Annotated in this window: 22 protein-coding genes; 15 read left to right on the forward strand and 7 right to left on the reverse strand. The window is 68.7% G+C overall.

Annotated elements, in window-relative coordinates; translation table 11 throughout:
- Positions 1-87: 87 nt before the first annotated feature.
- The 4 genes from PQB87_RS16250 to PQB87_RS16265 all read left to right on the forward strand — a co-directional run bounded on the left by PQB87_RS16250 (position 88) and on the right by PQB87_RS16265 (position 3114).
- Positions 88-639 (forward strand): hypothetical protein, encoded by a 552-nt coding sequence (locus PQB87_RS16250; RefSeq protein WP_233345221.1) that lies wholly within the window; start codon positions 88-90, stop codon positions 637-639.
- Between the two features lie 332 nt (positions 640-971).
- A complete protein-coding gene (locus PQB87_RS16255) occupies positions 972-1892 on the forward strand; it encodes a biotin--[acetyl-CoA-carboxylase] ligase (protein WP_060218604.1) in 921 nt (306 codons plus the stop codon).
- The gene (locus PQB87_RS16260) at positions 1889-2674 is read left to right on the forward strand and encodes a type III pantothenate kinase (RefSeq protein WP_489242379.1); all 786 of its coding nucleotides are present in this window, start codon (positions 1889-1891) and stop codon (positions 2672-2674) included. The genes PQB87_RS16255 and PQB87_RS16260 overlap by 4 nt, the downstream gene beginning before the upstream one ends.
- A gap of 197 nt (positions 2675-2871) precedes the next feature.
- Positions 2872-3114: a hypothetical protein gene (locus PQB87_RS16265; protein WP_027789017.1), complete on the forward strand. Its 243-nt coding sequence runs from the start codon at positions 2872-2874 to the stop codon at positions 3112-3114.
- Positions 3115-3130: 16 nt separating this feature from the next.
- On the opposite strand, the gene rfaE2 is transcribed toward PQB87_RS16265, so the two are convergent.
- From rfaE2 to PQB87_RS16295, 6 genes are all read right to left on the reverse strand, one after another.
- The gene (gene rfaE2 / locus PQB87_RS16270) at positions 3131-3616 is read right to left on the reverse strand and encodes a D-glycero-beta-D-manno-heptose 1-phosphate adenylyltransferase (RefSeq protein WP_012329309.1); all 486 of its coding nucleotides are present in this window, start codon (positions 3614-3616) and stop codon (positions 3131-3133) included.
- Positions 3617-3769: 153 nt separating this feature from the next.
- Positions 3770-4648 carry a ferritin family protein gene (locus tag PQB87_RS16275; protein WP_034195849.1) on the reverse strand — a complete coding sequence of 293 codons (879 nt, stop codon included), beginning with the start codon at positions 4646-4648 and terminating at the stop codon, positions 3770-3772.
- Positions 4649-5116: 468 nt separating this feature from the next.
- On the reverse strand, positions 5117-6343 hold the full coding sequence (locus tag PQB87_RS16280; RefSeq protein ID WP_059683941.1) for a patatin-like phospholipase family protein: 1227 nt from the start codon (positions 6341-6343) through the stop codon (positions 5117-5119).
- A 24-nt stretch (positions 6344-6367) separates the two neighbouring features.
- Entirely contained in the window at positions 6368-7132 is a 765-nt protein-coding gene (locus PQB87_RS16285) for a PhaM family polyhydroxyalkanoate granule multifunctional regulatory protein (RefSeq protein ID WP_489242380.1), read from the reverse strand.
- Between the two features lie 88 nt (positions 7133-7220).
- A complete protein-coding gene (locus PQB87_RS16290) occupies positions 7221-8048 on the reverse strand; it encodes an enoyl-CoA hydratase/isomerase family protein (RefSeq protein ID WP_060057591.1) in 828 nt (275 codons plus the stop codon).
- 117 nt (positions 8049-8165) lie between these two features.
- Positions 8166-9158 (reverse strand): fumarylacetoacetate hydrolase family protein, encoded by a 993-nt coding sequence (locus PQB87_RS16295; RefSeq protein ID WP_027789012.1) that lies wholly within the window; start codon positions 9156-9158, stop codon positions 8166-8168.
- A gap of 156 nt (positions 9159-9314) precedes the next feature.
- Here PQB87_RS16295 and PQB87_RS16300 point away from each other — a divergent pair, with 156 nt between their 5' ends.
- The 5 genes from PQB87_RS16300 to metH all read left to right on the forward strand — a co-directional run bounded on the left by PQB87_RS16300 (position 9315) and on the right by metH (position 16138).
- Positions 9315-10190, forward strand: coding sequence for an IclR family transcriptional regulator (locus PQB87_RS16300; RefSeq protein ID WP_489242381.1), 876 nt, complete (start codon positions 9315-9317; stop codon positions 10188-10190).
- Between the two features lie 113 nt (positions 10191-10303).
- The gene (locus PQB87_RS16305; RefSeq protein ID WP_489242382.1) at positions 10304-11596 is read left to right on the forward strand and encodes a DUF3108 domain-containing protein; all 1293 of its coding nucleotides are present in this window, start codon (positions 10304-10306) and stop codon (positions 11594-11596) included.
- A gap of 254 nt (positions 11597-11850) precedes the next feature.
- Complete coding sequence (locus tag PQB87_RS16310) at positions 11851-12108, forward strand: BTH_I0359 family protein (RefSeq protein ID WP_006477667.1); 258 nt, start codon at positions 11851-11853, stop codon at positions 12106-12108.
- Positions 12109-12310: 202 nt separating this feature from the next.
- Positions 12311-13378, forward strand: a complete 1068-nt coding sequence (locus PQB87_RS16315; RefSeq protein ID WP_153488890.1) for a homocysteine S-methyltransferase family protein — start codon at positions 12311-12313, stop codon at positions 13376-13378.
- A gap of 42 nt (positions 13379-13420) precedes the next feature.
- Positions 13421-16138: a methionine synthase gene (metH, locus tag PQB87_RS16320; protein ID WP_059683933.1), complete on the forward strand. Its 2718-nt coding sequence runs from the start codon at positions 13421-13423 to the stop codon at positions 16136-16138.
- 114 nt (positions 16139-16252) lie between these two features.
- Here the strand turns inward: metH and PQB87_RS16325 are convergent, their stop codons facing one another.
- Positions 16253-16576 carry a DUF1840 domain-containing protein gene (locus PQB87_RS16325; protein ID WP_011353361.1) on the reverse strand — a complete coding sequence of 108 codons (324 nt, stop codon included), beginning with the start codon at positions 16574-16576 and terminating at the stop codon, positions 16253-16255.
- A 200-nt stretch (positions 16577-16776) separates the two neighbouring features.
- Between PQB87_RS16325 and argS the strand changes: the two genes are divergently transcribed.
- From argS to PQB87_RS16355, 6 genes are all read left to right on the forward strand, one after another.
- Complete coding sequence (argS, locus tag PQB87_RS16330) at positions 16777-18558, forward strand: arginine--tRNA ligase (protein WP_060062505.1); 1782 nt, start codon at positions 16777-16779, stop codon at positions 18556-18558.
- A gap of 117 nt (positions 18559-18675) precedes the next feature.
- Positions 18676-19593 (forward strand): SPOR domain-containing protein, encoded by a 918-nt coding sequence (locus tag PQB87_RS16335; protein WP_059554305.1) that lies wholly within the window; start codon positions 18676-18678, stop codon positions 19591-19593.
- Between the two features lie 69 nt (positions 19594-19662).
- Entirely contained in the window at positions 19663-20301 is a 639-nt protein-coding gene (locus tag PQB87_RS16340) for a thiol:disulfide interchange protein DsbA/DsbL (protein WP_021162606.1), read from the forward strand.
- Between the two features lie 19 nt (positions 20302-20320).
- Complete coding sequence (locus PQB87_RS16345) at positions 20321-21094, forward strand: SDR family oxidoreductase (protein WP_021162605.1); 774 nt, start codon at positions 20321-20323, stop codon at positions 21092-21094.
- Positions 21095-21447: 353 nt separating this feature from the next.
- Positions 21448-23043 (forward strand): ABC transporter substrate-binding protein, encoded by a 1596-nt coding sequence (locus PQB87_RS16350; RefSeq protein WP_060082786.1) that lies wholly within the window; start codon positions 21448-21450, stop codon positions 23041-23043.
- Between the two features lie 199 nt (positions 23044-23242).
- On the forward strand, positions 23243-24883 hold the full coding sequence (locus PQB87_RS16355) for an ABC-F family ATP-binding cassette domain-containing protein (protein WP_489242383.1): 1641 nt from the start codon (positions 23243-23245) through the stop codon (positions 24881-24883).
- The last annotated feature ends 11 nt before the right edge of the window (positions 24884-24894 follow it).

Here is a 24894-nt window from a genome sequence, read left to right on the forward strand (position 1 = left end):
GCCACCCGGCCGCTCCCCGTCGATCGGCCGGCGTGCGGCGATGCATTAACATGCAGCCTCACAATAAAACCTGAGAGAACTGCATTCATGTCCCTTCGCCTGTCCGGGCGTCGCGCCGCTGCCGTCGGCGCCGCCGCCATTGCCATTGCCCTCTCCGCCGCGCCACTTGCTGCATTCGCCGCGCCGCCCGCCCAACCCGACATCTTCAACGCCGCGATCTGCAATCCGCCGTTCACGTCGGACCTGATGGACTCGATCTACAACACCGTCAAGGCCACCGATCCGAAGCCGGACGAATCGATGCTGGGCGCCGCGGTCTTCCGTCTGCCGGAGCCGATCCACCGGGACGGCTTCACGACGCAGCACGTCGTGTTCACCAGCACCGGGATCGGCGTGCTCGTGGACGGCGAAGTCGCCGGCCAGCTCGCGCAACGCTACAAGCTCGCGCCTGAAATGGGGCACCTGCTGGGCGCGTCGTCGGCAGGCTATTCACGCCGCCTGACGGTGCGCGGCCCGGGCGGCGCGCTGATCCTCGTGTCGGCCCGCCAGGGCCCGGCGCTGAAGGGCAAGACGCTGCTCGCGTGCGAAATGACGTCCGAAGAAGACATCAAGGCGCTGGAGCAGATGGAAAAGCATTGAGTCGAGCGGCGGCGCGCCGGCGCCGCGCGCATGCGGGCGGCCGCGCGCCGCCCTGGCGGTAGATGCTGGTCGGTCATTGCCGATTGGTCGCTGCCGATCGGTCTCTGCCGGTCGGTCTCTGCCGGTTGGTCATTGCCGATCGGTCACCGCCGGTCAGTCGCGGCCGGTTGGTCGCTGCCGGTCAGTCACTGCCGATCGATCACTGCCGGTCGATCACTGCCGGTCGATCACTGCCGGTTGGTCTCTGCCGGTCGATCACTGCCAGTCGATCACTGCCGGTGGCGCGCGCCGCTCGACGCGCGCCACCGCCCCCTGTCGCTACAATAGGCGCCATGAACGCCCCCACCTCCTCCGACACGCCCGATTCCGGTGACGCGCACATCGCGCGCAACCGGCTCGAGGCGCACCTGGACGCCGCGCCGCGTGCGTGGCCGCTCGACATCGTCGCCGCAACCGGCTCGACCAACGCCGACGTCGCCACCCGGCTCAAGGCGCTGCCGCGCCACGCGAACGCGCTGCCCGCGCCGCTCGTGCGCGTGGCGTTCGAGCAGACGGCCGGCCGCGGCCGGCAGGGCCGCCCGTGGTTCGCACAGCCCGGCAACGCGCTGCTGTGCTCGGTCGGCTGCATCGTGCCGCGCCCCGTCGACGCGCTCGGCGGCCTCAGCATCGCGATCGGCGTCGCGCTTGCGGAAGGGCTGGCCACGCTGCCGCTCGACGCCCGCTCGCGCGTCGCGCTCAAATGGCCGAACGACCTGCTGCTGACGGCCACCGACGACGGCACGCCGCGCATCGTCGGCAAGCTCGCCGGGATCCTGATCGAAACCGCCTGGGCCAGCGCCGACGCGACCGCCGTCGTGATCGGCTTCGGCATCAACGTCCGCGGCGCGGAAGCCGTCGCCGCGCAGGTCGACGCGCTGCGCGCGCGCGAAGCGACGCTCGCGAGCGGGCTGCCGCCCGCTGCACTGTCGATCGCGTGCGCATCGGCCAACCTCACCGATACGCTCGCCGCGTCGCTGAACGCGCTCACGCCCGCGCTCGCGCAGTTCGGCGCCGAAGGGCTCGCGCCGTTCGTGCCGCGCTGGCATGCGTTGCACGCGTATGCGGGGCGCGAAGTCGTCCTGCTCGAACAGGGCATCGAACGCGCGCGCGGCATCGCGACGGGCATCGACGCGACCGGCCAGCTGCTGCTCGACACGCCGGACGGCATCCAGGCGATCGCGGCCGGCGACGTGTCGCTGCGCGAAGCGCAATGAACGAACCGCACCTGCTGATCGACGCCGGCAACAGCCGGATCAAGTGGGCGCTCGCCGATGCGCAGCGCACGCTCGTCGAGACGGGCGCCTTCGGCCACACGCGCGACGGCGGCTCCGATCCCGACTGGTCGAACCTGCCGCATCCGCGCGGCGCGTGGATCTCGAACGTCGCGGGCGCCGACGTGGCCACCCGGCTCGACGCGCTGCTCGACGCGCGCTGGCCGGGCCTGCCGCGCACGACGATACGCTCGCGTCTCACGCAATGCGGCGTGACGAACGGCTATACGACGCCCGAACAGCTCGGCAGCGACCGCTGGGCCGGCCTGATCGGCGCGCACGCGGCGTTTCCGGGCGAGCACCTGCTGATCGCGACGTTCGGCACCGCGACGACACTCGAGGCATTGCGCGCGGACGGCCGCTTCACCGGCGGGCTGATCGCGCCGGGCTGGGCGCTGATGATGCGCGCGCTCGGCACGCACACCGCGCAGTTGCCGACGCTGACCACCGACATCGCGAGCGGCCTGCTCGCGGGTGCGCAGGCCGATCCGTTCCAGGTCGATACGCCGCGCTCGCTGTCGGCCGGCTGCCTGTACGCGCAGGCCGGGCTGATCGAACGCGCGTGGCGCGACCTTGCCGACGCGTGGCACGCACCCGTGCGGCTCGTGCTGGCCGGCGGCGCGGCGGACGACGTCGCGCGCGCGCTGACGGTGCCGCATACGCGGCACGATGCACTGATCCTGTCCGGGCTCGCGCTGATTGCGGCCGACGCCGCGCAGGATTGACGGAACCGGCGCCGGCATCGCGCCGGCGTATGGCGACGCGGGTCCGGACGGACATGCGGCACGCTGACGAAGCGGTACGCGCGGGGCAGCTGCAACAGCCCGTGCAATCGACCGGCGGAAGCCATGAAAAAGCCGGCCATGCGGCCGGCTCGACTGAATGACGTGAACGACGTCGATGACGACAAGGAGGTTCGACGATGCTGCGCTGGCTGATCGCTGTTCTCTTTCTCGCCAACATGCTCGCGTTCGTGGTGGCGCGCGGCGTGTTCGGGCCGCTGCCGTCGGCCGGCCCGCGCGAACCCGGCGTGCTGTCGCGGCAGGTCCGGCCCGATGCGCTGCGCGTGACGCCGCTCGCGCAGGCGACCGACCAACCCGTCGTCGGTGGCCCGATCGCGCCGCCGGCCGTCACGACCGCCCCGCTCGCGGCGTCCGCGCCCTGACGGCGCCGGGCCGTACTCAGGACTGCTGCGCGCGCACCTTCTTCAGCAACGCGGTGGTCGAGCGGTCGTGCTCGAACGGAATCGCCAGCGCACGGCCGCCCCAGCCGCGCACGAGCGCCGATTCCGGCAGCGCATCCATGTCATAGTCACCGCCCTTCACGAGGATGTCCGGACGGACGGCCTCGATCAGCGACACCGGCGTCTTTTCCCCGAACGTCACGACCCAGTCGACGCTTTCCAGCGCCGCGAGCAGTGCCGCGCGGTCTTCCTCGCGATTGATCGGCCGGTCGTCGCCCTTGCCGAGCATGCGCACCGACGCATCGCTGTTCACGCCGACGATCAGGCACGCGCCGAGCGCTTTCGCGTCGGCGAGATACGTGACGTGGCCGCGGTGCAGGATGTCGAATACGCCGTTGGTGAACACGACGGGCGACGGCAGCGACGCGCGCAGCGCGACGAGGGCATCACGGGTGATCAGCTTGCGTTCGAAGGTGGCGGACATGGTGAAGGTCGGATGGAATGAGCAACGGCGCGCGCGACGGCGGCGCCAGATAAAAAGCCCGCCGGGCTGGCCAGGCGGGCTTCATGCAACGGATACGGCACGGCGGCACCACCCGGCCGGCGCGATTCACGCCGGCGGCGGCGCCTGCCGGCCTCAGGCCGGCTGCGCGGCCGACGACGGGCCGCTTTCGGCCTGCAGGCGGCCGGTGACTTCCTTGCGGTAGCGGTTCAGCTCCTGCGCGGTCGCGAACGTGCGCTCGAACAGGATCGACAGGTTGTGCAGGATCCGCTCGACGACCTTCTTTTCCCACTCGCCGTCGAACCGGATCTGCTCGTCGAGCCAGCGCTCGAGCCATTCCGGATCGGGCAGGCGCGACTGCACGGTATCGCGCGGGAACAGCGCCTGGTTCACGTGCAGGTTGGTCGGGTGCAGCGGCTTCTCGGTGCGGCGCGCCGACGCCATCAGCACGCCGATCTTCGCGAACGCCGCGCGCGCGACGTCGCCGCAGTTGTTCAGCGCCTTCTTCATGTAGCGCAGGTAGGCGCCGCCATGGCGCGCTTCATCGCGCGAAATCGTTTCGTAGATCTGCTTGATGACCGGCTCGGTGTGCCAGTCGGCCGCGCAGCGGTACCAGTGGTTCAGGCGAATCTCGCCGCAGAAGTGCAGCATCAGCGTCTCGAGCGGCGGCGCCGGGTCGAATTCGAAGCGCACCGCGTGCAGTTCCTCTTCGGTCGGCACCATCTCCGGCCGGAAGCGGCGCAGGTATTCCATCAGCACGAGCGAATGCTTCTGCTCCTCGAAGAACCACACGCTCATGAACGCGGAAAAGTCGCTGTCGTGCTGGTTGTCGCGCAGGAACATTTCCGTCGCGGGCAGCGCCGACCATTCGGTGATCGCGTTCATCTTGATCGTCTTCGCCTGCTCGTCGGTGAGCAGCGAAGCGTCGAACTTGTCCCACGGAATGTCCTTCTCCATGTCCCAGCGGACAGCTTCGAGCGACCTGTAAAGTTCCGGATAAAGCATGGTGTTCATGATGGTCCCACCCCTGTTCTGCGCAATGCGACTTCTCTAAACGTGACTGTTGCCGCAAAGGCGCGCCAAGCGCGCTTTTTGCGGCCAAGACTGTAATTTTACGCGTGAAACCGACCGGCCGGACGCCGATTGCTCGTCCGGCAGCCGGGCGGCCGCGCCGCCGCCGTTGCGGCATGCCGCAGCCGCGCTCCGTGCGAACGGAACCGGCTACGCGCTTGCCTGAGTGGGGGCCGGCGCTGGCCGGCTCGCTGACGAGCCCGTCCCCTGCCCCAGGCGGGTTCCCCGTAGGGCCCCGTGCGGATGCCGGATCGGCGGGCTGTTCGATATGGTGTATACGGCGGCGGCCATGATAGCACGCGTGCATGACGGTTCCGAGACGCCTGCCCGGTCGCGCGCCGCCAATCGCGGTGCGGCGATCGGTCGCGGCCGGGCGTCGCGAAAATGCAACCCCGCCACCCTCCCGGCGCATCAGACCCGTATTTCGCCGGTCGCGAAACCGTCTTCCGGCGGCATGCCGACGGCCGGCGCGCTGCCGCCGTCCGCCAGCGCGATCCAGCCGGCCAGCGTGTCGCGCTGCGCGCGCCCGTCGCGGTAGCCGAGCTCGATCAGTTCGCGCGTGAACGCCTCCTCGAACAGCAGGTAGCTCGCAAACGACGCGCCGGCCGGCTGGCTGCCGCCGATCGCGCCGAGCAGCCCGCGCATCGTCGCCGGCATCTGCTTCAGGTGTTTCGCGGCGATCAGCTCGATACGCTCGGACGGCGCGATCGCGAGCACGTCGACGTGCCGCCAGCCGCTGTCCACCTCGACCTGGTGCGGCAGGTGCTCGATCATCCGGTTGATGTGCTCGATGCGCTCGATGTCCGAGCCGATCGAGTCGAGGAATACGCTCGCGAGCACCTGCTGGCCGATCTGCGCGAGCGTCGGGTAGCCGCGTACCAGCCCCGTGCCGTTCGCGGCCGGAATCTCGGGCCGCGGGTCGGCCGCACCGACCACGACGATCCGGTGCGCGCCGAAGTGGATCGCCGGCGACAGCGGCGCGATCTGCCGGATCGACCCGTCGCCGAAGTACTCGATCTGCCCGTCGAGCACGAGCGGCACGGCCGGGAACACGAACGGAATCGCCGACGACGCGAGCAGGTGCGACGCCGACAGGTCGACGAGCCGCGCGGTGCGCTGCGCGCGCCGCCACGCCTGGATCGGCTCGGCCGCCTGGTAGAACGTGAGGTGCCGGCCGCTCGAATAGCTGAGCGCCGTGATCGACAGCGCGTGCAGCAGGCGCGCCTCGAGCATCTGCTCGATCCGGTGGAAGCTCAGCTCGCGCTGCAGCAGGTGCGCGAGCGGCGCGTTGTCGAGCAGCCCGCGCGGCGAGCGGCGGGCCGCCCAGCCGAACGTCATCGTTGCGAGCCAGCGCGCACCGGCGGCCGCGATGCCGAGCCAGTCGGTGCGATACACGTAGTCGGCACGCAACGGCTCCCAGAATTCGAGCAGGCGCCGCACGCCGTGGGAAAAGTCGTCCGCGTGGCTCGCGATCGACGTTGCGTTGATCGCGCCGGCCGACGAGCCGCACACGACCGCGAACGGCAGCGTATGCCGCTGCGGATCGGCCTCGCGCGCGATCTCGGCCAGCGCCTTGAGCACGCCGACCTGATAGGCGGCACGCGCGCCGCCTCCCATCAGAACGAGCGCGAGCCGCATGATCGACCTGTTATCTGCGCCGCGTCACGTCGAACGCTTCGGCGGACGGGTTTCGGGCGACGATGCGGCCGCCGCGCGCGCCGCGGCCGAACCGGTCGCGCCGGTCGATTTGGCACGCTTCGCGGCGGGCTTGCGCGGTGCGGCGGCGGCCGGTGCCGGCTTCGCGGCCTGCTCCGGCGCAGCGGCCGCGTCCGGCGGCGCATCGCCCGGCGCGGCGGGCTGCATGCCCGGCTGCGCCATCGCGAGGCTCGCGAGCTGGTTGAACTGCGACTGCAGCAGGTTCCACCAGCCGGCGGGATCGAAGGCCTGCGCGGCGTCGCCCGCGGCTGCATCCGCGGCGGAAGCATCGGCATCCGCCGCCGCCGGCGCATCGCCCGGCGCGGCCGACGCGGATTTCGCCGCCTGCGCCGCCGCGACGGCCGCTTCCTCGGCCGCCGACATCGAGCTCTGCGCGAACGCGCCGAACGCACGCAGCGTCGCGAGCGTCGCGCGCTGGACCTCGAGCGCCTGGATTGCCGACTGCAGCATCCCGAGATTGAGCTTCAGCCACTGCTCGACCGCGCGCAGGTCGGTGATGCGCTTGTCGAGTTCCTCGACGCTCGTGAGCGGCGCCATCATGTCGGACATGCTCGACAGCGACGGCGGCAGCCCATGCGCGCCGCCCGGAAACGGCGTCATCGCGCCGAACGGCGACATCCGCATCATGTCCCACATCCGGTCCATCATGTCGGCGGGCTTGAAGCCGGCAAAGCCGGCGAAAGGATTGGAGCCGGAGGCATCGGTCGTCATACGGGCATCCTGGTTGACTGGGTGAGGGCGAGGCGGCCGCCATGGGTCGCGCGAGCCGCGCCTGGATCGATCATAGCGCCGGCGCGTGTCAGAACGGGGCGTCGCCGGGGAACTCGGGCGGGCGCCGCTCGCGCAACGACCGGAGGCCTTCCTGCACGTCGGGCCCGGCGAACCCCATGAATTCGAGCGCAAGCGACGTATCGAAGGTCGGCCCGGCCGTGCGCAGCCAGTTGTTCAATGCGTACTTGGTCCAGCGGATCGCCGACTGCGAACCGTGCGCGAGCCGTTCGGCCACTTCGTACGCCTTCGGCAGCAGGTCGGCCGGCTCGACCGCGAGCGACACCAGCCCGATCCGCTCGGCCTCCTCGCCGCTCACCGGTTCGCACAGCAGCAGGTAGTACTTCGCCTTCGCCATCCCGCACAGCAGCGGCCACACGATCGCCGCGTGGTCGCCGGCCGCGACGCCGAGGCGCGTGTGGCCGTCGATGATGCGTGCGTCCTTCGCGGCGATCGAGATGTCGGCGAGCAGCCCGGCGACGAGCCCCGCGCCGACGGCCGGGCCATGCATCGCCGATACGATCGGCTTGCTGCAGTTGATCACGTTGTAGACGAGGTCACGCGCCTCGCGCCACACGCGGGAGCGCACGTCGAAGTCGTTCGCCATGTCCTCGACGAGCGCGAGATCGCCGCCCGCCGAGAAGCCCTTGCCTTCGCCGCGGATCACCGCGACGCGCGTGTCGGGATCGCGGTCGACGTCGCGCCAGATGTCGGCGAGCTCGCGATGCATGCGCGCGTTCGCGGTCGCGAGGCCGCTGCGGTTCGCGCCCTCGCCGCTCATCACGATGTCGAGCACGCCATGGTCGCGGCGCGTCACCTTCAGTGCTTCGTAACCGCCGTATGCGGAGAGATCCGCCATGTGCCGCTCCTTCGAGTCGAGGCTCTTGAATCGAGTGTAGCCAAGCCCGCGCGGGCAAACATCAGGCGAAACCCGGCGCGCAGGCCGAAGCCGGGTTTCGCGCAAGCGCCGCGCGACTTACGCCGCGCCGTCGGGCGGGGCGACCGACTGCTCGATCGCACCGAAGATCGACTTGCCGGCCGCGTCGAACATCTCGATGCGCACGGTGTCGCCATAGCGCATGAATTCGGTCTGCGGCGCGCCGTGCTCGATCGTCTCGAGGCAGCGCTTCTCGGCGATGCAGCAGTAGCCGCGCTTCGCGTCCTTGTTCGACACCGTGCCCGAGCCGACGATCGACCCGGCGCGCAGGTTGCGCGTCTTCGCCGCGTGCGCGACCAGCTGGCCGAAGTGAAACACCATGTCGGTGCCCGCATCGGGCTGGCCGACCTTCCTGCCGTTCCAGTGGACGATCATCGGCCGGTGCACGCGGCCTTCGCGCCATTCGTCACCGAGCTCGTCGGGCGTCACGGCGACCGGCGCGAATGCGGTGGCCGGCTTGCTCTGGAAGAAGCCGAAGCCCTTCGCGAGCTCGGCCGGAATCAGGTTGCGCAGCGACACGTCGTTCACCAGCGTGACGAGCCGGACGGCCTTCAGCGCTTCGTCGGGCGACGCGCTCATCCGCACGTCGCCGGTGATCACCGCGACTTCCGCCTCGAAATCGATGCCCCATTCCTCGGACGGGCACACGACGTCGTCGCGCGCGCCCAGGAAATCGTCGCTGCCGCCCTGGTACATCAGCGGGTCGGTCCAGAATTCGGGCGGCATCTCGGCGCCTCGCGCGCGGCGCACGAGCTCGACGTGGTTCACGTAAGCGGAGCCGTCGGCCCACTGGAACGCGCGCGGCAGCGGCGCCATGCAGTTGGCCGGATCGAATGCGAACGCATTGCGCGCGCGGCCGTGATTCAGCGCGTCGTACAGGTCGCGCAGCTGCGGCGCGTAGAACGCCCAGTCGTCGAGGACACGCTGCAACGTCGGCGCGATCGCGTCGGCGATCGCCGCAGTGTGCAGGTCGCGCGACACGACGATCAGCTGGCCGTCGCGCGTGCCGTCCTTCAGCGAAGCAAGTTTCATAAGGGGGACTCTGCCGTTGTAGTGACGATGGAGGGAATCTATTTTACGATGGTGAATCCCGGCGGCGCGCCACGATCGTGCACGCCGCTTTCGTCCCGATTTTTCGCCCCGAATTTTCACCCCCATTCCTGCCGCATTTTCGCGCACCTGCCGCCCATGCCCGCCAACCCGCTTCCCGACGACGATCTCGCCGACTCCGACCCCGACGACGCCGCTTCCGGCGAGCACGGCGAAAACAGCGAGAAAGTCCGTTCCGGCATCCAGTCGATCGAGGTCGGCTTCCGCCTGCTCGACGTGCTGACGAGCGAGCCGCGCGCGATGATGCTGCGCGACCTCGCGCAGCGCGCGGGCATGAGTCCCGCGAAGGCGCACCGCTACCTGGTCAGCTTCTCGCGTCTCGGCGTGGTGTCGCAGGACCCCGTCTCGGGCCGCTACGAGCTCGGCGGCTTCGCGCTGCAGATGGGGCTCGCGCGGCTCGCGCGCGTCGACGGCGTGAAGCTCGCGCGGATCGCGCTGACCGAATTCCGCGACCGCCTCGACCAGACGGTCGGCATCGCGGTATGGGGCAACCAGGGGCCGACGATCGTGCACTGGATGGAATCGAGCCACCCGGCGAAGGCGTCGCTGAAGCTCGGCGACGTGATGCCGCTGCTCGGCTCCGCGACGGGCCTGCTGTTCGCCGCGTACCTGCCGCGCAGCAAGACCGCCGCGATGCTCGAGCGAGAACTCGCCGATACGCGCCGCTCGCCGCACCACGGTGGCCCGCGCACGCTCGACGAGGTCGACGCGGTGCTCGCCGACGTGCGCAAGCACGAGGCCGCGCGCGTCGAGGGGATGCTGCTGCCGACGATCCACGCGTTCTGCATGCCCGTGTTCGATGCGGTCGGCGAACTCGCACTCGCCATCGTCGCGCTGGGCCAGGAAGGCTCGTTCGACATTGCATGGGGCGGCGAGATCGACACGGCGCTGCGCGCATGCGCGCAGAAACTGTCTTACGAACTCGGCTATAGTCCCGACGCGCGCGACGCCTGACGCATTCCGCCCCCGTCACGGCACGCGCGCGAACGCGCGGCGCATTCGACAGTCCGATTCCTGTGGCGCGCGCCGCGCGCCCGACATCACGCGAGCGCCCCGATCCTGTTCCGATGCCCATGCAGCCTGCCGACATCCGCCCGAGTCACGCCTTGCCCCGCCGCTGGCTGCGCGTGGGCATTGCGCTCGTCGTCGTGCTGGTGCTGCACACGCTCGCCGCGTTCTGGCTGATGCGCAACCGCGACGCGTTCACCCCGCCCGCGCCCGCCGAAGTCCCCGTGCAGATCGAGCTGCTGAAACCGCAGCCGATCGAGCGCCAGCCCGCGCCACCTGCGCCGAAGCCGGTCGAGCATCCGGCCGCGCCCGCACCGGCGGCTCCCAGGGCCGCCGCGCCGAAACCCGCGCCGGAGCCGATCCTCACGTCGACGCAAACGGCCGAACACGGCGAGCCGCCGGCCGCCGCGTCCGCAGCAAGTGGCGTACCGGGCGCGTCGGGCGCGCACGCCGCGTCGGCAGCAGGTGCCGCCAGCGCCGCCGGCGCCACGACACCGGGCCCCGCGACGAACGGCGTGAAGTTCACCGCGCCGCCCTCCGGCGACCTGCAGTACGACACGTTCTACAACGGCATGCAGAACATGATCGGCACGATCCACTGGCGTACCGACGGGCGCACCTACGACCTGTCGGTGTCGATGCCCGTGCCGTTCGTCGGCCCGTTCTCCTATCGCAGCGAAGGCCGCATCGACGCGTTCGGCGTCGCGCCCGACCGTTACGTCGAGAAGCGCGGCAAGCGTCCCGAAGACATCGCGATCTTCAATCGCGAGATCCGGCAGGTCGTGTTCACGCGCACGCCGAACAACGCACCGTTGCCCGACGGCATACAGGACCGCTTCAGCATGCTGATGCAGCTGTCGGGGCTCGTGCGCGGCAATCCGTCTGCTTACAGGCCGGGCGTCACGCAGCAGTTCTTCGTGATCGACAACAACAGCGGCGAGACCTGGCCGATCACCGTGATCGGCGACGAGCAGGTGCAGACGCAGGCCGGCATCATCGGCGCGCGGCACTTCATGCGCCTGCCGCGGCGCGACGGCGACACGCGCCGCATCGACATGTGGCTCGCACCGTCGCTCGGCTGGCTGCCCGCGCGGCTCGTGCAGACCGAACCGAACGGCGCGCAGATCGAACTGTTGTGGCACGGGCCGCTCGCGGCGCCGGGCGCGCCGTCCGACGAGACACCGGCAGGCGGCGCCACGCCTGCGCCCGCCGCTGCACCGGCGCCCGAACCGTCGGCCGCACCGGCCGCCGAACCGGCACAACCCGCGCCGCCCGCCGCCGTGCAACCGCCGGCTGCACAACCGGCTGCACCGCCCGCGTCTTCGCCTGTCACATCACCTGTCACACAGTGAACTCGCACGCGAATGCGCGTGATTCGGCAATTTCGACCGATTACAGATTTCCGTGAAATCGCCGATGACACTCTTTAACAACTATTTCAGTCCACCGGTCGACAATGGGAAACGTTTCATAGACATCGGCTTCTAACCGATACACCCCACGCAAACGGGTACGGGGTGTGCAGCGCAAGCCCCTTGAAACCGGCAAGGCTCGCCCCACCTAGGGGACAACAAGGCCAGATGCCACTGCGAAGAGGAGTGCCGCCATGCAAATGATCTACAACAGCCCCAACTACTGCGTCGTCGAATTCGCGCCGCAGGCCGGCCACCACCTGATGAATGCCGGCGGATACGAAATCGTCGACAAGAACGCACAGCGCGAGATCTTCATCGACGGCGAACTTGCCGAACGATTCCGCGCACACGTGAAGCAGCTGATCGAAGATGAACCGTCGCTCGATGAAGTCGACGAATTCCTCGGACAATTCGACAGCCTGATGATGATGCCCGTCGTACTGCACTGACGACCCGCGGCCCGGCGCCTCGCGCGGCCGGGCCATTCGCCGCGCATCGACGCGGCGCCGCGAGCACTCCGATCATGCCCCTGCCCGGTTCGCCGGGCGGGGGTTTTCATTTGGCGGCCCGGCCGGCGCCGCGCAAGGCCGGGCGGCGCCCATGCGCACCGGCTACAATGACGGTTTTCCCGTCTTCGCCGGTCTTTCGCCCATGTCTGCGACTCCTCTCGCCGCTTCCGTCCCGCTCGACGCGCACTACACGCGCGGCGCCGCTCTGCCTGCGCTGCTGAAATCGCGCATCCTGATCCTCGACGGCGCGATGGGCACGATGATCCAGCGCTACAAACTCGACGAAGCCGCGTATCGCGGCGAGCGGTTCAAGGATTTCCCGCGCGACATCAAGGGCAACAACGAGCTGCTGTCGATCACGCAGCCGCAGATCATCCGCGAGATCCACGACCAGTACTTCGCGGCCGGCGCCGACATCGTCGAGACCAACACGTTCGGCGCGACGACCGTCGCGCAGGCCGATTACGAGATGGAAGATCTCGTCGTCGAGATGAACGTCGAATCGGCGAAGCTCGCACGCGAATCGGCCGCGAAATACGCGACGCCGGCCAAGCCGCGCTTCGTCGCGGGCGCGATCGGGCCGACGCCGAAAACGGCCAGCATCTCGCCGGACGTCAACGACCCGGGCGCCCGCAACGTCACGTTCGACGAGCTGCGCGCGTCGTACTACCAGCAGGCGAAAGCGCTGCTCGACGGCGGCGTCGACCTGTTCCTCGTCGAGACGATCTTCGACACGCTGAACGCGAAGGCCGCACTGTTCGCGCTCGACGAACTGTTCGAGGACACCGGCGAGCGCCTGCCGATCATGGTCTCGGGCACCGTCACCGATGCGTCGGGCCGGATCCTGTCGGGCCAGACCGTCGAGGCGTTCTGGAACTCGCTGCGTCACGCGAAGCCGCTCACGTTCGGCCTGAACTGCGCGCTCGGCGCGGCGCTGATGCGCCCGTACATCGCCGAGCTCGCGAAGCTGTGCGACACCTACGTGTCGTGCTACCCGAACGCGGGCCTGCCGAACCCGATGGCCGAGACCGGCTTCGACGAGACGCCGGACGTCACGTCGGGGCTCCTGAAGGAATTCGCGCAAGCCGGGCTCGTGAACCTCGCGGGCGGCTGCTGCGGCACGACGCCCGAACACATCGCCGAGATCGCGAAGGCGCTCGCCGACGTGAAGCCGCGCCGCTGGCCGAACCAGTACAGCGACAACGCCTGACCCGACCGCCCCACGCCCTTCATCACCAGAATTCGCACCGCCATGACCGATCACATGATGCGCCTCGCCGGCCTCGAGCCGTTCAACGTCACGTCCGGAACGCTCTTCATCAACGTCGGTGAGCGCACCAACGTCACCGGCTCGAAGGCGTTCGCACGCATGATCCTCAACGGCCAGTTCGACGAGGCGCTCGCCGTCGCGCGCCAGCAGGTCGAGAACGGCGCGCAGGTGATCGACATCAACATGGACGAGGCGATGCTCGATTCGAAGGCGGCGATGGTGCGCTTCCTGAACCTGATCGCATCGGAACCGGACATCGCGCGCGTGCCGATCATGATCGACTCGTCGAAGTGGGAAGTGATCGAGGCCGGCCTGAAGTGCGTGCAGGGCAAGGCGATCGTGAACTCGATCTCGCTGAAGGAAGGCGAGGAGGCGTTCGTCCATCATGCGAAGCTGATCCGCCGCTACGGCGCCGCGGCCGTCGTGATGGCGTTCGACGAGCAGGGCCAGGCCGACACGTTCGCGCGCAAGACCGAGATCTGCAAGCGCTCGTACGACGTGCTCGTGAACCAGTGCGGCTTCCCGCCGGAAGACATCATCTTCGACCCGAACATCTTCGCGGTCGCCACCGGCATCGAGGAGCACAACAACTACGCGGTCGACTTCATCGAGGCGACCCGCTGGATCAAGCAGAACCTGCCGTACGCGAAGGTGAGCGGCGGCGTGTCGAACGTGTCGTTCTCGTTCCGCGGCAACGACCCGGTGCGCGAGGCGATCCACACCGTGTTCCTGTACCACGCAATCCAGGCGGGGATGGACATGGGCATCGTGAACGCGGGCCAGCTCGGCGTGTACGCCGAGCTCGACGCGGAACTGCGCGAGCGCGTCGAGGACGTGATCCTGAACCGCCGCGACGATTCGACCGACCGCCTGCTCGAAATCGCCGACAAGTTCAAGGCGGGCGGCGCGAAGAAGGAAGAGAACCTCGAGTGGCGCAACCAGCCGGTCGAGAAGCGGCTCTCGCATGCGCTCGTGCACGGCATCACGAACTTCATCGTCGAGGATACCGAAGAAGTCCGCGCGAAGATCGCCGCGGCCGGCGGCCGTCCGATCAACGTGATCGAAGGCCCGCTGATGGACGGGATGAACATCGTCGGCGACCTGTTCGGCCAGGGCAAGATGTTCCTGCCGCAGGTCGTGAAATCGGCGCGCGTGATGAAGCAGGCGGTCGCGCACCTGATCCCGTTCATCGAGGAAGAAAAGCGCCTGCTCGCGGAAGCGGGCGGCGACGTGCGCGCGAAGGGCAAGATCGTCATCGCGACCGTGAAGGGCGACGTGCACGACATCGGCAAGAACATCGTGTCGGTCGTGCTCCAGTGCAACAACTTCGAAGTCGTCAACATGGGCGTGATGGTCCCGTGCAACGAGATTCTCGCAAAGGCGAAGGTCGAGGGCGCGGACATCATCGGGCTGTCGGGCCTCATCACGCCGAGCCTCGAGGAAATGGCATACGTCGCGTCGGAAATGCAGCGCGACGACTACTTCCGCGTGAAGAAGATCCCGCTGCTGATCGGCGGCGCGACGACCTCGCGCGTGCACACGGCGGTCAAGATCGCGCCGCACTACGAAGGCCCGGTGGTCTACGTGCCCGACGCGTCGCGCTCGGTATCGGTCGCATCGAGCCTGCTGTCCGACGAAGGCGCGGCGAAGTACCTCGACGAACTGAAGTCCGACTACGAACGCATCCGCGACCAGCACGCGAACCGCAAGGCGCAGCCGATGGTCACGCTCGCCGAGGCGCGCGCGAACAAGACCCGGGTCGACTGGGCGAGCTACCAGCCGGTGAAGCCGAAGTTCATCGGCCGCCGCGTGTTCAAGAACTACGACCTGAACGAGCTCGCGAACTATATCGACTGGGGCCCGTTCTTCCAGACCTGGGATCTCGCGGGCCCGTACCCGGCGATCCTGAACGACGAGATCGTCGGCGAATCGGCCCGCCGCGTGTTCTCCGACGCGAAATCGATGCTCGCGCGCCTGATCCAGGGCCGCTGGCTGACCGCGAGCGGCGTGATCTCGCTGCTGCCGGCGAATACCGTCAACGACGACGACATCGAGATCTACAGCGACGAGTCGCGCAGCGAGGTGCTGCTCACGTGGCGCAACCTGCGCCAGCAGAGCGTGCGTCCGGTGGTCGACGGCGTGATGCGGCCGAACCGCTCGCTCGCCGACTTCATCGCGCCGAAGGAATCGGGCGTTGCCGACTACATCGGGATGTTCGCGGTGACGGCCGGCCTCGGCGTCGACGTGAAGGAAAAGCAGTTCGAAGCCGACCACGACGACTACAGCGCGATCATGCTGAAGGCGCTCGCCGACCGCTTCGCGGAAGCGTTCGCGGAAGCGATGCACGCGCGCGTGCGGCGCGAGCTGTGGGGTTATGCGAGCGGCGAGACGCTCGACAACGATGCGCTGATCGCGGAAAAGTACGCGGGCATCCGCCCGGCACCCGGCTACCCGGCCTGCCCCGACCACCTCGTGAAGCGCGACATGTTCGACGTGCTGCACGCGGACGAGATCGGCATGAGCGTGACCGACTCGCTGGCGATGCTGCCGGCCGCGAGCGTGTCGGGCTTCTATCTCGCGCATCCGGACAGCACGTATTTCTCGGTCGGGAAAATCGGACAGGATCAGCTCGAGGACTACGCGCAGCGCATGGCGCTGTCGCTCGACGACGCGCGCCGCGCGCTTGCGCCGCAGCTCTGACCGGCCCTTCGGCGGACGCACCGTCGCCCGCTATCGTCAGACAAAAGAAAAAGCCCGCTCGGAAGCGGGCTTTTTTCTGCCTTTCGATCCTTTCGGACCGCCGGGCAAGGACGCTCAGAAGCCCCAGTGCACGTCGGCTTCGCCGGCTTTCGCTTCGCGCAGCATCGTGAGGAACGGCGCGACGCGCTGGGCCAGGCTCGGCGGCACTTCGTGGTGCGCGTGGTCGGCTTCGTCCTCGTGGAAATGGCCGGCATGCTCGGCGCGCTCCTGCTTCGCCTGCGCAACGGCGCCTTCCAGCTTGGCGATCGCGTGGTCCAGCTCGTCGTGCGTAATCACGCCGCGCTCGCCCAGCTGCTTGCCGACGAGACCCAGCACATACACGGCGAAATCCTTCAGCACGTCGAGATCCTGTGCCGCCTTGCTCTTGAACGTAATCATGACAATTCCCTTTTCATCTTGTTGTGCCTGCGCGGCGAGGTTGGGGAACGCCGGCAGACCGGCGTCCGGCCTCGCGGACGCGGGCCGCCTGAGCGGCATATTAGCACCTGTTAAAATTCTGCGATCCCTGAAACGCGCGCTTGAAAAGCGCGCCGGCGGGCCGGCGTTTCCGGCCGCCACCAACGAAGCCTTCTACCAGCATGCTGCCAGCACACAAACAGACCCTCGAAGCCCTGCTCGCGGATAGCGTCAAGCAGGTCGCACACGCGCTGAAAGGCGCCGACGCGGCGTTCGTCGCCCCGACCATCACGCTGGAGCGCCCGAAGGTCGCCGCGCACGGCGACGTCGCGTGCAACGTCGCGATGCAGCTCGCCAAGCCGCTCGGCACGAACCCGCGCCAGCTCGCCGAGCAGATCGTCGCCGCCCTGACCGCCCAGCCGGGCGCGCAAGGCCTCGTCGAAGCCGCCGAGATCGCCGGCCCCGGCTTCATCAACCTGCGCCTGTCGGCCGCCGCGAAGCAGGCGGTGATCGCCGCCGTGTTCGACCAGGGCCGCGCGTTCGGCACGTCGGATCGCGAGAAAGGCAAGCAGGTGCTGCTCGAATTCGTGTCGGCGAACCCGACCGGCCCGCTGCACGTCGGCCACGGGCGCCAGGCCGCGCTCGGCGACGTGCTCGCGAACGTGATCGCGAGCCAGGGCTACGCGGTGCACCGCGAGTTCTACTACAACGACGCGGGCGTGCAGATCGGCAACCTCGCGATCTCGACGCAGGCGCGCGCACGCGGGCTGAAGCCGGGCGACGCGGGCTGGCCGGAAGCCGCGTACAACGGCGAATACATCGCCGACATCGCACGCGACTTCCTGGCAGGCGAAACGGTCGCCGCGTCGGACGGCGAGCCGGTCAAGGGCACGGGCGACGTCGAGGATCTCGACGCGATCCGCAAGTTCGCGGTCACGTACCTGCGTCGCGAGCAGGACATGGACCTGCAGGCGTTCGGCGTGAAGTTCGACCAGTACTACCTCGAGTCGTCGCTGTACAGCGAAGGCCGCGTCGAGAAGACGGTCGACGCGCTGATCAAGGCCGGCATGACCTACGAACAGGACGGCGCGCTGTGGCTGCGCACGACCGACGAAGGCGACGACAAGGATCGCGTGATGCGCAAGTCGGACGGCACGTACACGTACTTCGTGCCGGACGTCGCGTACCACGTGACGAAGTGGGAGCGCGGCTTCACGAAGGTGATCAACATCCAGGGTTCGGACCACCACGGCACGATCGCGCGCGTGCGGGCCGGCCTGCAGGGCCTGCACATCGGGATCCCGAAGGGCTACCCCGACTACGTGCTGCACAAGATGGTCACCGTGATGCGCGACGGCCAGGAAGTGAAGATCTCGAAGCGCGCAGGCAGCTACGTGACGGTGCGCGACCTGATCGAATGGTCGGGCGGCGCGGCGGCGGGCCAGGAAGCGGCGCCGGACCTGATCGACGAAGCGACCATCACGCGCGGCCGCGACGCGGTGCGGTTCTTCCTGATCTCGCGCAAGGCCGATACCGAGTTCGTGTTCGACATCGACCTCGCGCTGAAACAGAACGACGAGAACCCGGTCTATTACGTCCAGTACGCGCATGCGCGGATCTGCTCGGTGCTCAACGAACTGAAGGCGCGCTACAACGTCGACGCCGCGCAGCTGCCGGGTGCCGACCTGTCGCAGCTGACGAGCGCGCAGGCGGCGTCGCTGATGCAGAAGCTGGCCGAGTACCCGGACATGCTCACGCACGCGGCGAACGAGCTGGCGCCGCACGCGGTCGCGTTCTACCTGCGCGACCTCGCTGGTGAATTCCACTCGTTCTACAATGCGGAGCGCGTGCTGGTGGACGACGAAGCGCCGCGCAATGCGCGCGCCGCGCTGCTCGCCGCGACCCGGCAGGTGCTCGAGAACGGCCTGGCGGTGCTCGGCGTGTCCGCGCCCGCCAAGATGTAACGACGCAAGCGGCCCGAACCGGGCAGCGAATGGCCGTGGCAGCGCCCGCCGTCGGATGCCCGCCGTCGGACGCCCGCCGCAGCCTTTTCACGATTCTTTTTGCAGGTGACTCAAGCAATGGCACAACCACGCCGCACTTCGAAACAATCGAAACAAGCCGGAGGGACATTTCTTGGAATCGTGCTGGGCCTGATCGTCGGCCTCGCGATCGCGGTGGTGGTGGCGCTCTACATTACGCGTTCCCCGTCGCCGTTCGTGTCGAAGGTCGCGCCGCCGCCGGCCGACAACGGCGCGAGCCAGCCGCAGCAGTTCGATCCGAACCGCGCGCTGCAGGGCAAGACGCCCGGCCAGCCGGTGCCGCAGGCCGCCCAGTCGGCACCGCCGAACACCGCGCCGGGCCAGGCCGCGAACCAGACCCAGGGCGGCCTGCTGCCCGAACCGCAGATCGTCGAAGTGCCGCCGTCGGCCAACGGGTCGAACGGCTCGAACAATACGGGCAGCTCGAACGGCACGACCGCGTCGAACAACACGTCGTCGAACAATGCGTCGTCGGGCAACGGCGTCGCCGTCGCGCCGAAGCCGGCCGACACCACGCCGCCGCCGAAGAAGACGCAGCAGGCGCAACAGCAGCAGCAAGGCGGCGAGGACGACCTCGCACGCTTCGCCGCGCAGAAGCAGGCGCAGCAAGCCGCCGCACAAAAGCAGCAACAGCAGCAACTGGCCGCGAACACGCCGAAGCCGACCTCGTCGGCCACGGCCGCCGCGGCAGCGAAGCCGCCGACCGCGAACGACGCGAATACCGGCTACTTCCTGCAGGTGGGCGCGTACAAGACGGAAGGCGACGCCGAGCAGCAGCGCGCGCGCCTCGGCTTCCAGGGCTTCGAGTCGAAGGTGTCGAAGCGCGATGTCAGCGGTGTGACGTACTTCCGCGTGCGCGTCGGCCCGTTCTCGAAGTTCGAGGATATGAACTCGGCCCGCCAGCGCCTGTCCGATGCAGGTGTCGACACGGCGGTGATCCGTTTCACGAAGCAGTAAGCAACCGGCCGAGCCCACTCAGAACCCGTTACGTTCCGTAACCCGAGCAACTGATTCGACGTTCACAACATGAAAAAACTGCTTAGCACGCTCCTTCTTTCCCTGGGCCTGGCCGCCGGCCTCGCGCAGGCTTCGCCCGCCGCGCCGGTCGCCGGCAAGGACTTCGAGGTGATGAAGTCGCCGCAGCCGGTGTCCGCGCCCGCCGGCAAGGTCGAGGTGATCGAGTTCTTCTGGTACGGCTGCCCGCACTGCTACGAATTCGAGCCGACGATCGAGGCCTGGGTGAAGAAGCAGGGCAGCAACATCGACTTCAAGCGCGTCCCGGTCGCATTCCGTGACGATTTCGTCCCGCACTCGAAGCTGTTCTACGCGGTGTCCGCGCTCGGCATCTCCGAGAAGGTCACGCCGGCGATCTTCAACGCGATCCACAAGCAGAAGAACTACCTGCTGACGCCGCAGGCGCAGGCCGACTTCCTGGCCACGCAGGGCGTCGACAAGAAGCAGTTCATGGACGCGTACAACTCGTTCAGCGTGCAGGGCGAAGTGAACCAGTCGGCCAAGCTGCTGAAGGACTACGCGATCGACGGCGTGCCGACGGTCGTCGTCCAGGGCAAGTACAAGACGGGCCCCGCTTACGCGAACAGCATCCCGGGTACCGCCCAGGTGCTCGACTTCCTCGTGAAGCAGGTTCAGGACAAGAAGCTCTGATCCCCGCCCGCGCGCCGGCATGACTACTCCGCTGAAGGTCTTCATCACCGGCGCATCGAGCGGCCTCGGCCTCGCGATGGCCGAGGAATACGCCCGCCAGGGCGCCACACTCGCACTCGTCGCGCGACGCACCGATGCCCTCGACGCGTTCGCGCGACGCTTCCCGAAGCTGTCCATCTCCGTCTACTCCGCCGACGTGCGCGACGCCGACGCGCTCGCGACGGCCGCCGCGTCGTTCATCGCGACGCACGGCTGCCCCGACGTCGTGATCGCGAACGCAGGCATCAGCCAGGGCGCCGTCACGGGCCAGGGCGATCTCGCGACGTTCCGCGACGTGATGGACATCAACTACTACGGGATGGTCGCGACGTTCGAGCCGTTCGTCGGCCCGATGACGGCCGCGCGCCACGGCACGCTGGTCGGTGTCGCGAGCGTCGCCGGCGTGCGCGGGCTGCCGGGCTCCGGCGCGTACAGCGCGTCGAAATCGGCCGCGATCAAGTACCTCGAAGCGCTGCGCGTCGAGCTGCGGCCGGCCGGTGTCGGCGTCGTGACGATCGCGCCCGGCTACATCCGCACGCCGATGACCGCGCACAATCCGTACCGGATGCCGTTCCTGATGGATGCCGACCGCTTCGCCGCGCGTGCGGCCCGGGCGATCGCGCGGCAGCACGCGTTCCGCGTGATTCCGTGGCAGATGGGTGTCGTCGCGAAGGTGCTGCACGTGCTGCCGCGCTGGCTCTACGACCGCCTGTTCGAGAAGGCGCCGCGCAAGCCGAAGGCCGGCGCGCACTGATCGGCCAAGCGGCCCGCGTGACGCATCGCGGGCCGCTTCTCCGCTTCTCCGCACCGACGCCTGACGGCTTCGACACTTTGATTCGCGGGGCCGGCCCGCAACGCTTCCGCGCCGTCCTCGCCGTGCCGCTGCCCGGCCTCCCCGGCGCCAGCGCTCCGCCGCTCGCCGCCCCAACACCCGTTCCGTCGCGAACGCAGCCGTTTTTCGGTCAATTCACCGCGTTCAGGCGCCTTTTTCCACGCGTCGCGCGCTTTGACGGTATGCTATTCGCCAGCCGCGCCGGCCCTGCCCGCTTCCGGGCCGCGCCCGCATCCCGTCACCCAGCAAAAAACACAAGCCACGTGGGAGATCCTATGCAGGTCAAGCTGTTCGCCGCGGCCGCACTCGCCGCCGCCCTCGCCGCCCCCGGCCTCGCCGCCGCCAAGCCGCTCACCGTCTGCACGGAATCGAGCCCGGACGGCTTCGACGTCGTGCAGTACAACTCGCTCGTCACGACCAACGCGTCGGCCGACGTGATCTTCAACACGCTCGTGTCGTACGACGAAGCCGCGAAGAAGGTCGTGCCCGCGCTCGCCGACAAATGGGAAGCGAGCGCCGACGGCCTCACGTACACGTTCCACCTGCGCCCGAACGTCGCGTTCCAGACCACCGACTATTTCAAGCCGGGCCGCGCGCTGAACGCGGACGACGTCGTGTTCACGTTCTCGCGGATGCTCGACGATTCGAACCCGTGGCACAAGGTGGCCGGCGCGAGCGGCTTCCCGCACGCGCAGTCGATGGGCCTGGTGAAGCTCGTGAAATCGGTCACGAAGGTCGACGACAGCACCGTGAAGTTCGTGCTGAACGAACCGAACGCGACGTTCGTGCCGATCCTGACGATGGGCTTCGCGTCGATCTACTCGGCCGAATACGCGGACCAGCTGCTGAAGGCCGGCAAGCAGGCCGACCTGAACGCGAAGCCGGTCGGCACCGGCCCGTTCGTGCTGAAGAGCTATACGAAGGACGCGCTGATCCGTTACGACGCGAACCCGACGTACTGGGGCACGAAACCGAAGGTCGACCGGCTGATCTACGCGATCACGCCCGACCCGTCGGTGCGCCTGCAGAAAGTGAAGGCCGGCGAATGCCAGATCGCGCTGTCGCCGAAGCCGCAGGACGTGCTCGCCGCGAAGGGCGACAACGCGCTGAAGGTCGTGCAGACGCCCGCGTTCATGACCGCGTTCGTCGCGCTGAACACGCAGAAGAAACCGCTCGACAACGACAAGGTGCGTGAAGCGCTGAACCTCGCGTTCGACCGCGCGACCTACCTGAAGGTCGTGTTCGACAACACCGCGACGGCCGCGAACAACCCGTATCCGCCGAATACGTGGAGCTACGCGAAGGACGTCGCGCCGTATGCGTACGATCCCGCGAAGGCGAAGCAGCTGCTCGCGCAGGCCGGCTTCCCGAACGGCTTCTCGACGACGATCTGGACGCGCCCGACCGGCAGCGTGCTGAACCCGAACCCGAAGGTCGGCGCGGAGCTGCTGCAGGCCGATCTCGCGAAGATCGGCGTGAAGGCCGAGGTCAAGGTGATCGAATGGGGCGAACTGATCAAGCAGGCGAAGCTCGGCCAGCATGACATGCTGTTCATGGGCTGGGCCGGCGACAACGGCGATCCGGACAACTACCTGTCGCCGCTGTTCAGCTGCAACGCGGTGAAGTCGGGCATCAACTTCGCACGTTTCTGCGACGCGCAGCTCGACAAGCTGATCGCCGACGGCAAGTCGACCGCCGACCAGGCGAGGCGCGCGAAGCTGTACGAAGCCGCGCAGAAGATCATCCACGACCAGGCACTGTGGATTCCGCTCGGCTACCCGACCGCGGCCGCGCTCACGCGTACGAGCGTAAGCGGCTACCACGTGAGCCCGTTCGGGCGGCAGAACTTCACGACGGTCGCCGTGCAGTAACGCGACCCTCGCGCGTGGCACGCAAGCGACGGTGCGTCGGGCCGTCGCTTGCGGCCCGCGCGCCGCGCTTGCTACACTGCGCGCTCATTCCTCATACCGGACGCCAGCCAAAGTGAACAACTAAGCCTTCCCAAAATGTTTTCGCCGCCGTGCCACGCACGCCGCGCGCGAAGGTCTTCACGCATTTTTGGAGGTGCTTATGGCTGTTGCCACGCCCACCGGCGCGCTTGTCGCGCTTCATCACGTTTCCTTCCGCTTCGACGACGGCATCACGCTGTTCGATTCGCTCGACCTGTCCATCGACCGCACGCCGACCGGCATCGTCGGCCGCAACGGCATCGGCAAGAGCCTGCTCGCGCAACTGATCGCCGGTCGCCGCGCAGCGAGCGCGGGCACGATCGAGCGGCACACGCCCGTCGTCTACGTCGCGCAGCAGCATGACGATGCCGCCGCCGGCCCGCGAACCGTCGCGCAGCTCGCCGCACTCGATGCGCCGCTCGGTGCACTCGCGCGCCTCGCCGATGGCCGCGCGGAGCCGCACGACTTCGACCGGGTCGGCGATCGCTGGGATCTCGCGGAACGGCTGCGCACGGCGCTCGACGCGGCCGGCCTGCACGACGTGTGCGCCGGCACACCCGCGCAGGCGCTCAGCGGCGGGCAGCGCGCGCGCGTCGCGCTGATCGGCGCGTTGCTGTCCGGTGCCGGCCTGCTCGTGCTCGACGAACCGACCAACCACCTCGACGCGCCGGGCCGCGCGTGGCTGCGCGCGGCACTCGACGGCTGGCGCGGCGGCCTCGTCATCGTGAGCCACGACCGTGCGCTGCTCGCCGACGTGCAGCGCATCGTCGAGCTGACGCCACAAGGCGCGCGTTCGTACGGCGGCAACTACGCGTTCTACCGCGCGCAGCGCGACGCGGATCAGGAGGCCGCGCAAGCGGCGCTCGACAACGCGCGTGCCGAGCGCGGGCGCGCGAGGCGCAGGCTCGAACAGGAACACGACACGATCCAGCGCCACGCGGCCGCGTCGCTGCGCGATGCGAAGACGGCCAACCTGTCGTCGGGGGCGAAACAAAGCCGCAAGGGCGCGGCGCGCAACATCATGGGGCAGGTGCGGCGCCACCAGAACGACTTCAAGGCGACACTCGACGAACGCGTGCAGCAGGCGGCCGCGCGCGTCGAAGCCGATGCGCCCGTGCTGGTGTCGCTGCCGGGCACCGAGGTCAGCGCACGCCGCCAGCTGTTCACGCTCGAACGCGCGCGACTGCCGTGGGGCATCGCCGGCACCGCCGATGCGATCACGTGGTCGGCGAGCGGCCCCGTGCGCATCGCGCTGACGGGCCCCAACGGCTGCGGGAAATCGACGCTGCTGCGGATGCTCGCGGGCGACCTCGCGCCGTGCTCGGGCACCTGCACGACGCACGTGAGCGCCGCGTATCTCGACCAGCGGCTCGCGCTGCTCGATCCGGAGCGCTCGATCGTCGAACAACTTGGGCTGCTCGATACGCCGCTCGCCGAGGGCGAACTGCGCAGCCGGCTCGCGCTGCTGCAGCTCGATGCGGCGCGCGCGACGCAGCCGGCGCGTCAGCTGAGCGGCGGCGAACGGCTGAAGGCCGCGCTCGCATGCGCGTTGTGGCGCGGCACGCCCGCGCAACTGCTGCTGCTCGACGAGCCGACCAACCACCTCGATCTCGAATCGGTGCGCGCGATCGAAGCCGCACTGGCCGGCTTCCCCGGTGCGATCGTCGTCGCCTCGCACGACACCGCGTTTCTCGCGGCGCTCGACCCGACGCACACGATGCAGTGGCATCGCGACGGGTGGCGCTACGAACCCGTCGCATGAGGAGAACGAAG

The organism is Burkholderia sp. KL41, from assembly GCF_057005415.2.

Coding starts and splice junctions, on each gene's coding strand:
- PQB87_RS16250 (WP_233345221.1), top strand. CDS start 88: ATGTCCCTTCGCCTGTCCGGGCGTCGCGCCGCTGCCGTCGGCGCCGCC.
- PQB87_RS16255 (WP_060218604.1), top strand. CDS start 972: ATGAACGCCCCCACCTCCTCCGACACGCCCGATTCCGGTGACGCGCAC.
- PQB87_RS16260 (WP_489242379.1), top strand. CDS start 1,889: ATGAACGAACCGCACCTGCTGATCGACGCCGGCAACAGCCGGATCAAG.
- PQB87_RS16265 (WP_027789017.1), top strand. CDS start 2,872: ATGCTGCGCTGGCTGATCGCTGTTCTCTTTCTCGCCAACATGCTCGCG.
- rfaE2 (WP_012329309.1), bottom strand. CDS start 3,616: ATGTCCGCCACCTTCGAACGCAAGCTGATCACCCGTGATGCCCTCGTC.
- PQB87_RS16275 (WP_034195849.1), bottom strand. CDS start 4,648: ATGAACACCATGCTTTATCCGGAACTTTACAGGTCGCTCGAAGCTGTC.
- PQB87_RS16280 (WP_059683941.1), bottom strand. CDS start 6,343: ATGCGGCTCGCGCTCGTTCTGATGGGAGGCGGCGCGCGTGCCGCCTAT.
- PQB87_RS16285 (WP_489242380.1), bottom strand. CDS start 7,132: ATGACGACCGATGCCTCCGGCTCCAATCCTTTCGCCGGCTTTGCCGGC.
- PQB87_RS16290 (WP_060057591.1), bottom strand. CDS start 8,048: ATGGCGGATCTCTCCGCATACGGCGGTTACGAAGCACTGAAGGTGACG.
- PQB87_RS16295 (WP_027789012.1), bottom strand. CDS start 9,158: ATGAAACTTGCTTCGCTGAAGGACGGCACGCGCGACGGCCAGCTGATC.
- PQB87_RS16300 (WP_489242381.1), top strand. CDS start 9,315: ATGCCCGCCAACCCGCTTCCCGACGACGATCTCGCCGACTCCGACCCC.
- PQB87_RS16305 (WP_489242382.1), top strand. CDS start 10,304: ATGCCCATGCAGCCTGCCGACATCCGCCCGAGTCACGCCTTGCCCCGC.
- PQB87_RS16310 (WP_006477667.1), top strand. CDS start 11,851: ATGCAAATGATCTACAACAGCCCCAACTACTGCGTCGTCGAATTCGCG.
- PQB87_RS16315 (WP_153488890.1), top strand. CDS start 12,311: ATGTCTGCGACTCCTCTCGCCGCTTCCGTCCCGCTCGACGCGCACTAC.
- metH (WP_059683933.1), top strand. CDS start 13,421: ATGACCGATCACATGATGCGCCTCGCCGGCCTCGAGCCGTTCAACGTC.
- PQB87_RS16325 (WP_011353361.1), bottom strand. CDS start 16,576: ATGATTACGTTCAAGAGCAAGGCGGCACAGGATCTCGACGTGCTGAAG.
- argS (WP_060062505.1), top strand. CDS start 16,777: ATGCTGCCAGCACACAAACAGACCCTCGAAGCCCTGCTCGCGGATAGC.
- PQB87_RS16335 (WP_059554305.1), top strand. CDS start 18,676: ATGGCACAACCACGCCGCACTTCGAAACAATCGAAACAAGCCGGAGGG.
- PQB87_RS16340 (WP_021162606.1), top strand. CDS start 19,663: ATGAAAAAACTGCTTAGCACGCTCCTTCTTTCCCTGGGCCTGGCCGCC.
- PQB87_RS16345 (WP_021162605.1), top strand. CDS start 20,321: ATGACTACTCCGCTGAAGGTCTTCATCACCGGCGCATCGAGCGGCCTC.
- PQB87_RS16350 (WP_060082786.1), top strand. CDS start 21,448: ATGCAGGTCAAGCTGTTCGCCGCGGCCGCACTCGCCGCCGCCCTCGCC.
- PQB87_RS16355 (WP_489242383.1), top strand. CDS start 23,243: ATGGCTGTTGCCACGCCCACCGGCGCGCTTGTCGCGCTTCATCACGTT.